The sequence below is a fragment of the Lonepinella koalarum genome, from assembly GCF_004565475.1.
Lineage (GTDB): Bacteria > Pseudomonadota > Gammaproteobacteria > Enterobacterales > Pasteurellaceae > Lonepinella > Lonepinella koalarum.
Map to the genome: position 1 here is coordinate 465,809 of NZ_SRHX01000001.1, position 13,122 is coordinate 478,930.

The 13,122-nt window shown below is 38.8% G+C and carries 11 protein-coding genes; 9 read left to right on the forward strand and 2 right to left on the reverse strand.

The window, feature by feature from the left end; translation table 11 throughout:
* Positions 1 to 4: 4 nt before the first annotated feature.
* Both E0709_RS02215 and E0709_RS02220 read right to left on the reverse strand, forming a co-directional pair.
* Entirely contained in the window at positions 5 to 1,345 is a 1,341-nt protein-coding gene (locus E0709_RS02215; protein ID WP_132300092.1) for a carbohydrate porin, read from the reverse strand.
* Positions 1,346 to 1,354: 9 nt separating this feature from the next.
* Complete coding sequence (locus tag E0709_RS02220; protein ID WP_132300094.1) at positions 1,355 to 2,554, reverse strand: MFS transporter; 1,200 nt, start codon at positions 2,552 to 2,554, stop codon at positions 1,355 to 1,357.
* A 395-nt stretch (positions 2,555 to 2,949) separates the two neighbouring features.
* On the opposite strand from E0709_RS02220, the gene E0709_RS02225 reads away from it, so the two are divergent.
* From E0709_RS02225 to E0709_RS02265, 9 genes are all read left to right on the forward strand, one after another.
* Positions 2,950 to 4,374 (forward strand): 6-phospho-beta-glucosidase, encoded by a 1,425-nt coding sequence (locus E0709_RS02225; RefSeq protein ID WP_132300096.1) that lies wholly within the window; start codon positions 2,950 to 2,952, stop codon positions 4,372 to 4,374.
* Between the two features lie 10 nt (positions 4,375 to 4,384).
* Complete coding sequence (locus E0709_RS02230) at positions 4,385 to 4,699, forward strand: PTS cellobiose transporter subunit IIB (protein ID WP_132300098.1); 315 nt, start codon at positions 4,385 to 4,387, stop codon at positions 4,697 to 4,699.
* Between the two features lie 20 nt (positions 4,700 to 4,719).
* Positions 4,720 to 6,696, forward strand: a complete 1,977-nt coding sequence (locus tag E0709_RS02235) for a BglG family transcription antiterminator (RefSeq protein ID WP_132300100.1) — start codon at positions 4,720 to 4,722, stop codon at positions 6,694 to 6,696.
* Between the two features lie 10 nt (positions 6,697 to 6,706).
* Complete coding sequence (locus E0709_RS02240; protein WP_207905210.1) at positions 6,707 to 7,045, forward strand: PTS cellobiose transporter subunit IIA; 339 nt, start codon at positions 6,707 to 6,709, stop codon at positions 7,043 to 7,045.
* A 1-nt stretch (position 7,046) separates the two neighbouring features.
* Entirely contained in the window at positions 7,047 to 7,541 is a 495-nt protein-coding gene (locus E0709_RS02245; RefSeq protein WP_132300102.1) for a hypothetical protein, read from the forward strand.
* The gene (gene celB / locus E0709_RS02250; protein ID WP_207905211.1) at positions 7,538 to 8,869 is read left to right on the forward strand and encodes a PTS cellobiose transporter subunit IIC; all 1,332 of its coding nucleotides are present in this window, start codon (positions 7,538 to 7,540) and stop codon (positions 8,867 to 8,869) included. Before E0709_RS02245 ends, celB (E0709_RS02250) begins: the two co-directional genes overlap by 4 nt.
* A 65-nt stretch (positions 8,870 to 8,934) precedes the next feature.
* Positions 8,935 to 10,359 (forward strand): 6-phospho-beta-glucosidase, encoded by a 1,425-nt coding sequence (locus tag E0709_RS02255; protein WP_132300104.1) that lies wholly within the window; start codon positions 8,935 to 8,937, stop codon positions 10,357 to 10,359.
* A gap of 81 nt (positions 10,360 to 10,440) precedes the next feature.
* A complete protein-coding gene (gene celB, locus E0709_RS02260) occupies positions 10,441 to 11,766 on the forward strand; it encodes a PTS cellobiose transporter subunit IIC (RefSeq protein WP_132300106.1) in 1,326 nt (441 codons plus the stop codon).
* Between the two features lie 240 nt (positions 11,767 to 12,006).
* Entirely contained in the window at positions 12,007 to 13,059 is a 1,053-nt protein-coding gene (locus tag E0709_RS02265) for a rod shape-determining protein (RefSeq protein ID WP_132300108.1), read from the forward strand.
* The last annotated feature ends 63 nt before the right edge of the window (positions 13,060 to 13,122 follow it).

Genomic DNA, 13,122 nt, shown 5'->3' on the forward strand with positions numbered 1-13,122 from the left:
TATGTTATTTGGTTAAGCCTAAGGCATTATCTAATAAAAGCGTAATCGCTAAACTGGCAGAATAACCGTCTTTAGGGCGTTCTGTAATCACTTGCCCTGTATTCGCATTCATCCAGTTGTTAGCATGCCACACTCTGCCAACTGACCCCTGTACGATCAATGACGGCAACACTGGAATTGTTGCATCAACGCTAAGTTGGTATTGATTTTTACGAGCATACCAGTTTTCATTACCAACATAGCTAGCCGTCATTGCACGTTGTTGTCCATTGCTTACTTTGGCCCAGTTAAAATTTAAACCATAGCTATCCATTGGACGGCTTTTAAATGGACCATTTAAAATCACCCCAGCACTCACAAAGCTAGACAATCCACCATTGTTAATATCATCAAATGTTTTGGATAATGATGCGTAAGCACTTAATGTAGTGGCACTTGGCTGTTTTTCACTACCATCATCTAAACGCCAAAATAATTTTTTTATCCCCGCATGCATACCTGTTACGCCACTAAGCTGTTTTTTATCTACCACTAAAGGATCGGCATCAACAAAACGATGCGTATTGTGGAAAAAAGTTAATTCCCAAGTCAATGGGTATTTGCTTTGACTATTTCGCCACTCTTCTGTGCGAGAAAGACCTGCTAACCATAAATTTCCTGTTGGATGTTTGCTATTCCAACCGTTATCCCAACCATTCGTGAATGGATAATCTGAGAATGTTCGCCAGCCACTTGCACTAAACTCTAAACTTGGCGTAAGTTTATAAGCTACCCGACCACCCCATGCAGAATAAATCACTGGGCTAAATGCGGCGGTTTTGTGCAATAAAGGATTTACACAACTAAATTCAAAATTACACAAAGATTTGCCGTAATAAAACCCGGGATTACTTCTACCCACTTCAATAGACAAACGATCATCAAACAGTTTTTGTTCATAGGTCAATTTTGTTAAATGAGCAACTTTAGGGATATAAGGTGGGGGATTACCCACTAAAATATCGCCCGCTTGAGAGCCAAAATTGAAGTTTTTGTGATAAGGTGCCCAAGCATAGGAAAAATGGAAATTACCGCCTTTGATAGATGCTAATTTTTGTAAATCTGCATCAAATCCAGCCATCACAATAACAAGCTGTTCATTTTTCCCTTTCTGGATACCCATATCAAAGTTATCAAAATAGAGATAAGATGACATTAAGTGCGGTTTAATTCCGTGCTGTTCTAGCCAATTCCCCACATCGCTTAATGGTTTTTGAGATTCCGTTTCGGCTTGAGCTGTGATTGCTCCCAACGTTATTACTGAACAGCATAATCCTTGCATTAATTTAGAATGATTGATTTTCATAACAACCCCTTAGTTATTTTTTACTTTTAATTTAAACCCAACAAGACCACCGATAATAGATACGGTAATCATGGCAATAAATGAGGAACTGTAAGTACCTAATGTGCTTAGCAACAAGGCACAGGCATAAGGTGATAAAATACCTGCGGCAAAATTAAACATCATGGTGAAACCAGATACTTTACCAATCACTTCTTTTGGATAGGTTCTTGCAATGAAAGAGAGTGTGATTGGTGAAATGAAACTTTGGAATAAACCTAGAATAAGTAAACAAATAATTAATCCGGCAGTTTCGGTGTATTGTGTAATAACAAAACTAAAAATTGCGGAAATTAAGAAACAGACTAAAATAACTAAGTTATCCTTTTGTCCTTTTAGCCAAATACCTGCAACAGCACCACCGAGTGGTGAACCGATGGCATAGGCAATAGAATAGTAGAACATTAAGTCTGCTCCGTGAATTTGCCCTAAACCTAATTCCGTACCAATAAAACCAGCTCCCACAGAGTTTACGGATTGTTGTAGCCAAGTACTACAAAATAGACTAACAACACCGATGAGAACTAATGGTTGTAAGAGTTTAAATTCAGTAGCTGTTTGTTGCATCGGAGATGGTACATCAAGCTCAACTGGTTCTAATTTCGGACAGAAAATCACAATTAAAGTAAGGACAATACCGGTTAAATTAATTAAAGAAAGATAATAGAAAACGGTTCCCCAATCTTCCACATAAGTCACTAAACGAGGAACTAACACAAAGCCAATCGCAATCCCGATAGAGACTGCCATACCTTGCAAACCTGTTACTATGCCATGTTCATTTTGTTTAAACCATTGTCTTGCCACAAGCGTAATGGACACCATAATCGGTCCTGTACCTAAACCTTGAAATGCACGGCTCAAGAAAATGCCCCACACTTCATTGCCTAGATTGGCCATCACCACGTTACCGCAGATAACCAGTGCCAAACAAAGCACATAAATTTTCGTTACGCCAAATTTATCTACCAAAATACCGCCAGCCATCACGGATAATACGATAAATAAATTAAACGTACTCATTGATGCGGTAATAATAGTCGGTGGAGCAAGATGAGAAGAAGATGAAATACTGTCAACAATGGTAACTGGTGCAATGAGAATTAATGACGTTGATGCGGTGACAATAAACATCACAAATAACACGAACCATCTAAATTTGGAATACATAAATAACTCCTTTGTTAGTGCTTATGGGAATGAGAAAAGTGTCGATATGAACTACTTGTTATTTTTCGTACGATATAACTATGCTGTAGAGCAAGAGAAAGTGGAAATGTGATTTCTGTAAATGGTTATTTATTTTTTGCATAACTAAAAACAGCTTAATTGAGATGTTTAATTGAGATGTTCAATAGGGTGTTTTTATCGCGGACGATTAAGTAAGTTGCCAGTTACATTTCTTCAATACTTTTCCGTATCAATACGGAAAATTTCGCTATGTACATTTTGGCTTAAATAATTATGATAATAACTAGACATTTCATTTTTAAGCGACAACAACGCAGGTAGAACTGAAACAGTTATCGGTTCTGATTGTTCATCAATTTATTGGGGAGAATATTATGTTAGCAAAAAATTTCCTATGGGGTGGGGCAGTAGCCGCCCATCAATTGGAAGGTGGCTGGAAAGAAGGGAACAAAGGATTAAGTGTTGCCGATGTGATGACCGCTGGAGCCCATGGTGTAGAACGTGAAATTACCGATGGTGTGTTACCTGGTAAATATTATCCAAACCATGAAGCCATCGATTTTTATCATCGCTATAAAGAAGATATTGCCCTGTTTGCGGAAATGGGGTTTAAATGTTTTCGTACGTCGATTGCTTGGACAAGAATATTTCCGAAAGGCGATGAACTTGAGCCCAATGAAGCGGGATTACAATTTTATGATGCGTTGTTTGATGAATGTTTAAAGAATGGCATAGAACCGGTGATTACGCTCTCTCATTTCGAAATTCCCTATCATTTAGTCACCCAATATGGTGGTTTTCGTAATCGTAAGTTAATTGACTTTTTTGAGCGTTTTGCACGGGTTTGTTTTGAGCGTTTTCATCAAAAAGTGAAATATTGGATGACTTTTAATGAAATTAATAATCAAGCCAATTTTAATCGTGACTTTACTACTTTCACCAATTCTGGCTTAGTGTTTAACGACGGAGATAATCGTGAAGCTATTATGTATCAAGCCGCACATTATGAATTGGTAGCCAGTGCTCGTGCGGTGAAAATTGCTCATGAAATTAATCCTGCACTAAAAGTGGGCTGTATGATTCAATTTAGCCCTATTTACCCTGCTACTTGCCGCCCGGAAGATGTGTTGATGTCACAAAAATCCATGCAAAAACGCTTTTATTTTGCTGATGTACATAGTTTTGGGCGTTATCCGAAACACATTACTGAATATTGGACAAGAAAAAATATTGTTATTGATTTTACTGAGCAAGATCAAGCGGATCTGTTGGCAGGTACCGTAGATTATATAGGCTTTAGTTATTATATGTCTTTCGTTACCCAATATAATCCTGATAACCCTTATTTTGATTACGGCGAAGAGACGGATTTCGTGCAAAATGATTTTGTGCCACGTTCCGATTGGGGCTGGCAGATTGATCCCGTAGGCTTGCGGTATTCGTTAAATTACCTCACTGATACCTATCGTTTGCCATTGTTTATTGTAGAAAATGGTTTCGGAGCGATTGATGAACCGAGTGATGATGGTATGGTACATGATGATTATCGTATTGATTATTTAAAAGCGCATATTGAGCAAATGAAAAAAGCGGTGGACGAAGACGGTGTCGTATTAATGGGATATACTCCTTGGGGTTGTATTGATTTAGTTTCTGCCGGCACGGGTGAGATGAAAAAACGCTATGGTTTTATTTATGTGGATAAAGACAATCAGGGCAACGGTAGTCTTGCTCGTTCTCGTAAAAAATCATTTTATTGGTATCAACAGGTTATTCAAACAAATGGTGAACAATTATAAGGAGAGTTGTATGAAAAAAGCATTAATTATTTGTGCCGCGGGCATGTCTTCTTCGTTAATGGCAAAAAAAACCACGGATTTTTTAAAATCCAAAGAACATGATATTAGCATTGATGCGGTATCTGCTACTGAAGGGCAAAAAGCCATTGAATCTGGGGCGTTTGATTTGTATTTAATCAGTCCGCAAACAAAAATGTATTTGGCGAAATTTACTGAACTCGGGCAAAAAGTAGGTAAACCTGTGGAAAGTATTCCACCACAGGCCTATGTACCCATTCCTATGGGCGTTGAGAAATTAGCCAATTTGGTGTTGGAAAAAATCTAGCCTAAGCAAAGGGGTAGGGTATGTTTAATAAAAAAGAAATTGCCATTTTGCAATATTTATTCGACAACCAAGATCGCTTTGTCACTAGTGAGCAATTGGGATTGCAGTTAAATTGCTCTGACCGTACCATACGTCATTATATTAAAAGCCTTAATTCGGAATTGCCCCAATACGGGGCAAGTTTGCTGGCAAAACAAGGAAATGGCTATCAATTACAGATTGAAAATCTCGATCAATTTAGACCGCAGTTACAGCTTAGCCGTCCGCGTAGAGCAATTGAAAACAAGCAGGATCGGCAAAAATATATTTTACAACAACTTTGTTTTAATCAACCGCATATTTTATTTGATCGGCTTGAACAAGAGCTGTTTGTCAGTCGTTCGACCTTGTCGGCGGATTTTAAAGAAATCAGTGATCTGATTAAACCCTATCAATTAATTTTACGAAGTAAAGCCAATCAAGGAGTAAGCATTCAGGGCAGTGAACAAAATTACCGCAGTTTTATCATGGATTATTTCTTTAAGGAAAATTTCGGTGATGCCATTAATCGTTATATTGGTAACGCTATTTTTGTCGATGAAATTCGTTTTGAACAGTTACTACAAATTATTTTAGAAGAATGTCGCAAAGGTAAATTGTATTTGGCAGATTTTATGTTACAAAATTTAGCTTTGCATATTTTATTGGCAATTAAGCGGATTAAAACAGGGCATAAACTGAATATTAACCTTGATCAACATGAATTAAACGAACATGTCAATGAAAGTCGAGTGGCAGAAAATATTATTGCTAGAATTAAAGCGGAAAATCATGTGAGCATGCCACAAAGTGAAATTGATTATATTACTTTGCAGTTACTCGCCAAAGGCAAACGCCATTCTTCTCAGCTTTCTGAGCAAGCTCAACAACAAGCAGAAATTAAACGACGGATTGAACAAATTGAGCAAGCCTTACAAGTTCAATTACAAGATGATGAAAGCTTATTGCAAGCTATTTCGCAGCATTTGCAGTTACTCATCACAAGACTAAAAAATCATATCACATTGGAGAATCCCCTTTGTCAAGAAATTAAGCAAAATTACCAAGGGATTTTTCAATTAGTGCGGTCAAATTTTGCCGAGTTTCCAGCATTTGACGGCATGGAAGTCAGTGATGATGAATATTCCTATTTAACCTTGCATATTCTCGGTGCTATTGAGCGTTATCAAAATAAGAAAAAATTAAATGTACTGGTAGTTTGCGCTACGGGCTATAGCGCGGCACAATTTATTAAAAATCGCCTTGCCTACGAGTTTAATGACAGCCTGAATATTAAAGATGTGGTGAGTTATTATGAATTAAGCGATCAGGTGTTGGCAGGTATTGATTTTATTGTATCTTCAGTGGATTTGTCTAATTTGGTATTTAAAGTACCGGTGATCCATTCTAGTATTTTTCTTAAAAATGAAGAATTTGAGAAAATTAGACAACTTATTAAACAGCTTAAAACCCATGATGTGCCGTTTGATCCTATTTTACCGACAGATTCGCTTAATCAGAATAAGCAAGACTTATTATTACGTTTTTTCCGCCCTGATTATTTTCTGCTCGGTGAACAAGGGATCAGTAAAAAGCAACTTATCGGACAACTTATTGATCGTTGTGCTGGGCAGGAAAATGAAAAATATGTGCGCCGTATGCGTGAGCAAATTCAGCAACGAGAAAATTTAAGTTCAGTGGCATTTAGCCCTTATCTTGCAGTGCCACATCCGATAAAACCCGTGGGCGAACAATGTAAAATTGCCGTGGGACTTGTGCCAAAAGGATTAGTTTGGGATGAAATGCATCCCCATATTCAGCTAGTATTTTTAATTTCACCATCACAATATGGCAATGCAGATCTAAAGGTTATTACCTCTGCCATGGTGAAATTAAGTGAGGATGAACGAGCCCAGCAAAAAATGGCACAATGCCAAGATTTCGATCAATTTATTCAACTTTTTTCATCATTTATCTAGGAGTATCCACATGGAACAACAAACTATGTCGCAAGAAGATCTACAGGTGGTCGCTTTTGAAATTATTGTCCACAGTGGCGATGCCCGCAGTCTTATTCATCAAGCCCTGAGTTTAATGAAACAAGGGGAATTTAGCCAAGCACAATGCCAGTTAGATGAAGCCAATAAAAATTTATTGGAAGCACATAAATCGCAAACAAGTCTGTTAAAAGACTATGCCTGCGGTACGGTGATCAACATGGAAATTATTATGGTGCATGCACAAGACCATTTAATGTCAACCATGTTATTACATGAAATCGCCCTTGAATTTTTAGCATTGCATCAAAAAATAGCGGAGCAGGTATAGTATGTCAACGCTTTCCCATCGCCAACAAATGACCTTGCGATCGTTATATTTCAATCGCTTTTTATGGGTACGTTATGCGGCAGCCTTGTTATTTTTTACCACGTTATTATGGACTTGTGCCATGTGGTTATCACAAGCCAGCCTATTGGTCATACCTGCGGTGTTGTTATTGTTACTTGGCACGGCCTATGTGGAACAAGTCAGACTTTATTATCGCCATAATGCTCAAGCCCCTTGGACGTACGCTATTTTTAAACTGCTTTTAATCAGTCATGTAGGGTTATTGGGTTTGTTGTTTACGCCCTATGCCAAGGCATTATTCCCTTTTGTTCGAGATCCACACAGCATTGTATTGGTGGGATATATGGGGATTGCTATTTTGTTGATAAGTGGGGTATTGCGAAAACTATACCGTATCCGCACTAACCAAGACAGCCATTATCATCATATTATAGCGTACCAAAAACAACTCAACTTAAAAGGAGATTCCCGATGAATGGTATCTTTCAATTGCTCGAAAAATATTTAATGGGTCCAATGGCAAAAATTGCAGCCTTTAAATCCGTGCGTGCCATTATGGCAGCAGGGATTGCCAGTATTACCTTTACCATTGTAGGATCGCTATTTTTGGTATTTAATGTATTACCCACCACGTTCACTTTTTTACAAGATTTTTTCAATGACACTTTTTTTAGAATCAGCGATCTTTATTTGCTCGTGTATAAAGCCAGTATGGGTATTTTAGCGATTTATTTTGTGATCGTTATTAGTTATGAATACACCAAAATTCATCAACAGGAAGATGAATTGAATGTCTCGCCGTTAAATGGGGCGTTATTAGCAGTGTTTGCCTTTTTCCTATGTGTACCAGAATTATTGTTCGTGGATGGTAAAATGCAACTATTGGCGGCCAGCAAGACGCTGAACGGTTGGACGATTGGTGGCAATGGACCCGACCGACTTGGTACCGTGGGGATTTTCACGGCCATTATTATGGCATTATTATCGGTAAAAATTTACTGTTTTTGTGTGAAACGCAATTTCGTGATTAAAATGCCCGAAGCCGTTCCTGAAGGTGTGGCACGTTCCTTTACGGCCTTAATTCCAGCTTTTGCGGTGGCATTGGTGGTATTAGTGATTAACGGTACTTTTGTGCTCCTTGGTACAGATATTTTCAAAGTAATTGCTATTCCTTTTGCTTTTGTCACTGACATTGCCAACAGTTGGCTTGGTTTAATGGTGATTTTGTTCTTAATCCACGCCTTATGGATTGTCGGTATTCACGGTGCTAGCCTAATTATGGCATTTGTAAAACCGATTTTACTGATTAATCTACAAGCTAACATTAACGGCGAAGTTGTTCCTTATGCGGGAGAGTTTAATAATAGTTTTGTGTTGTTAGGCGGCTCAGGCGCTACGCTCGGTTTAACTTTGTTTATTGCTTTTCTTGCTCGTTCCCAACAATTACGTATTTTGGGTAAAGCATCTGTTGCTCCCGGCATTTTTAATATTAACGAACCAATCATCTTTGGCTTGCCAATTGTTTATAATCCTTATTTAGCCATTCCATTCTTTTTTGCCCCAATGGTCAGCGCATCTCTTGCTTATTGGGCGATTAAATTAGAATGGATTAACCCAATTATTGCCTATATTCCTTGGCCATCTCCTGCGGGTATTGGTGCATTTATTGGTACGGCGGGCGATTGGCGAGCATCTATTTTAGCATTGCTTTGCGCTGTGGTCGCTTGGTTAATTTATCTACCGTTTATTAGAATGTATGACAATAAATTGTATAAAGAAGAACAAGTCGCGGTGCAGGCATAAAACGGTGGTAAAAAAGACCGCACTTTTAACAATGAATTATCAGTGAAAAGTAACAGGAGTAAAATATGGCATTTGCAGAAAATTTCTTATGGGGCGGTGCGATTGCAGCTAATCAAGCAGAAGGCGGTGTATTAGAAGGCGGTCGGGGACTGTCCAATGTGGACTTAATTCCCCACGGCGAAGACAGGTTAGCGGTGATCAAAGGGGAGCTGAAAATGTTTGACTTTGATGATCTGCATTTTTATCCGGGGGTCAACGCCATTGATATGTATCATCATTATCTTGATGACATTAGATTGTTTGCTGAAATGGGGTTTAAAACTTTTCGTTTATCCATTTCTTGGGCTCGTATTTTTCCTAAAGGGGATGAGCTTGAACCTAATGAAGAAGGTTTGCTTTTCTATGAAAAGCTATTTAAAGAAATGCGTAAATATAATATTGAACCTTTGGTTACCCTAGCCCATTTTGAGATCCCAATGCACTTAGTGAAAGAATATGGATCGTGGCGAAATCGTAAAGTTATTGATTTTTTCTGCCGTTATGCAGAAACGGTATTTAAACGCTATAAAGGGCTGGTTAAATATTGGCTGACGGTCAATGAAATTAATATCTTATTGCATGGATCTTTTATGGGCGCAGGGCTTTATTTTGAGCCAAGTGAAAACAAAACCCATGTAAAATATCAAGCCGCGCATAATCAATTAGTGGCTAGTAGTCGTGCTACCAAAATTGCTCATGAAATTGATCCGGAAAATAAAATAGGTTGTATGTTAGCAGCCGGCGTGCATTATCCCTACAGTTGTCATCCACAAGATTATTGGGCAACTATTGAACGGGATCATCATGAATATTTCTTTACTGATGTGCAAGCCCGTGGTTATTATCCAAGTTACGCACTTAAATTTTTTGAGCGTGAACACATTGATCTGCATGCAGAGCCGAGTGATTTTGACGATCTTAAACATACGGTAGATTTTGTTTCCTTTTCCTATTATTGTTCTCGTACGATCAGTGGCGTAGAAGGTCATGGTGAACTGAATCCGGGCAATTTGTTACAATCGACCAAAAATGAATACCTCGCTAGTTCCCAATGGGGCTGGCAAATTGATCCATTAGGGTTACGTAGCACCTTAAATGTCATGTACGATCGTTATCAAAAACCGCTATTTATTGTGGAAAATGGTTTAGGGGCGATTGACGAACCTGATGCCAATGGTTACGTAGAAGATGATTATCGTATTGATTATTTACGTTCCCATATTGCAGCGATGAAAGATGCGGTGGAAATTGATGGGGTAGATTTGATTGGTTATACCACATGGGGATGTATTGATCTGGTGTCTGCTGGCACAGGACAAATGAGCAAGCGTTATGGCTTTATTTATGTGGATCTTGATGATGCTGGACAAGGGAGTCTAAAACGTACACCTAAAAAATCTTTCTATTGGTATAAAAAAGTTATTGCATCAAACGGCGAAGATCTCGCTTAAACGGCGATTTTTCGCCACTATCATTCGCCATTATCTCCGCATAATGGCGACATCATCAGTTAATTTAGGAGAAAATCCGCTATGAACGGCATCTTTCAATTGCTCGAAAAATATTTAATGGGTCCAATGGCAAAAATTGCAGCCTTTAAATCCGTGCGTGCCATTATGGCAGCAGGGATCGCTAGTATCACCTTTACCATTGTAGGATCATTTTTCTTAGTGTTTAATGTATTGCCCCAAACCTTTAGTTTCCTACAAGGCTTTTTTGATGATACCTTTTTCCGTATCAGTGATCTGTATATTTTGGTTTATAAAGCGACCATGGGCTTGTTGGCATTGTATTTTGTAATTGTGATTGGCTATGAATACACTAAAATTCATGAACAGGAAGATGACATCAAGGTTTCCCCTTTAAATGGTGCTTTACTCGCGGTGTTTGCTTTTTTCTTGTGTGTGCCGGAACTGTTTTATGCAGACGGAAGAATTCAGCTGTTTAGCGATGCCAACACGATTAATGGTTGGACAATTGGTGGCAGTGGTCCCGATCGTATGGGAACAGTAGGGATCTTCACGGCGATTATCATGTCTTTACTCACTGTTAAAATTTATTGCCTTTGCGTGAAACGCAATTGGGTAATCAAAATGCCTGAAGCTGTTCCAGAAGGGGTTGCTCGTTCCTTTACGGCATTAATCCCTGCCTTTGCGGTCGCATTGGTGGTATTAATCATTAGCGGTACTTTCGTTGCATTGGGTACAGATATTTTTAAAGTGATCGCGATTCCTTTTGCTTTCGTTACAGACATTGCGAATAGTTGGCTCGGTTTAATGGTGATCTTCTTTTTAATCCATGCCCTTTGGATCGTGGGTATTCATGGTGCAAATATTATCACTTCTTTCTTAGTCCCGATTGTGTTAAGTAATCTACAAGCTAATGCTAACGGCGCCAATATTCCTTTTGCTGGTGAATTTTACAACAGTTTTGTGTTTCTTGGTGGATCGGGTGGTACATTAGGTTTAACCTTGTTTATCGCTTTTCTCGCTCGCTCTCAACAATTGCGAATCTTAGGTAAAGCATCCATTGCACCGGGAATCTTCAATATTAACGAACCGATTATTTTCGGCTTACCTATTGTTTATAACCCTTATTTAGCCATTCCGTTCTTCCTTTCCCCTATGGTGACAGCGTCCATGGCATATTGGTCAATTAAACTCCATCTCGTCAGTCCAATTATCGCTGCCGTTCCTTGGCCATCCCCAGCCGGTATTGGTGCATTTATTGGTACCGCGGGTGACTGGCGTGCTGCGCTATTAGCCTTGTCCTGCGTATTTGTCTCTTGGCTGATTTATCTGCCATTTGTGAAAGTGTATGATAATAAGTTGTTTAGGGAAGAGAGTAGTACAGACTAAATCAGTAAAATGATCATTATGCTCAAAAACTGCGGTGGGAATCACCGCATTATTATCTGATAATGAAATAATGCTGTTATGGTGTAACGCATTACATAGTTTATCAGTTCAATAAATCGTTTAGGCTAACGGCTTTTTTACATAATTCTGAAAATTCGCTGTAATTAACGTCGATTTTTTGATACATTACGCATAATTTTTCTATATCTTATTTAACGAACATCTATTAGCGGAATTCTTATGTTATTCAAAAAAATTCGGGGTTTATTCTCCAATGATTTATCTATTGATTTAGGTACAGCAAATACTTTAATTTATGTAAAAGATCAAGGGATTGTACTTGATGAACCTTCTGTGGTGGCAATTCGTCAAGGGCGAGCAGGGCAACGTAGTATTGCAGCGGTGGGTAAAGACGCTAAAATGATGCTAGGTCGTACTTCCAACAATATTGAAGCTATTCGTCCGATGAAAGACGGTGTAATCGCCGATTTCTTTGTGACGGAAAAGATGTTGCAATACTTTATTAAACAAGTACATAGTGGTAATTTCCTGCGTCCAAGTCCACGCGTGTTAATTTGCGTGCCAGCAGGGGCAACGCAAGTTGAACGTCGTGCCATTAAAGAATCAGCAATTGGTGCTGGCGCCAGAGAAGTCTATTTAATTGAAGAACCGATGGCGGCGGCAATTGGTGCGGGATTGCCAGTATCTACCCCAACTGGGTCAATGGTGATTGATATCGGTGGCGGGACCACAGAAATTGCGGTGATTGCTCTAAATGGTTTAGCTTATTCTTCTTCCGTGCGTATTGGTGGAGATAAATTTGACGAAGCGATTATTTCTTATGTGCGTAAAACCTTTGGTTCGATCATTGGTGAAGCTACCGCAGAGCGCATTAAACATGAAATCGGTGTGGCTTATATTGAATCTGATGACGATGTACTTGAATTAGAAGTTCACGGCTTGAATTTATCCGAAGGTGTGCCACGTCCATTTACCCTGACTTCTCGTGATGTGTTAGAAGCCATTAGTCAGCCATTAAAAGGCATTATTGATGCAATTCGTTCTGCTTTAGAAGAATGTAAACCTGAGCATGCTGCCGATATTTATGAATACGGTATCGTATTAACCGGCGGCGGCGCCTTATTACGTAATATTGCACACTTAGTCAGTAAAGAAACTGGCGTACGTGTCGTGGTGGCAGATAATCCATTAACTTGTGTTGCATTAGGTGGTGGAGAAGCTTTGCATATGATTGATATGCATGGTGGCGATATTTTTAGTGATGATATTTAAATAAATACAGTGAAAAAAGTGCGGTGATAAATTTTCTATTTTTGCACCGCACTTTTTACTTTG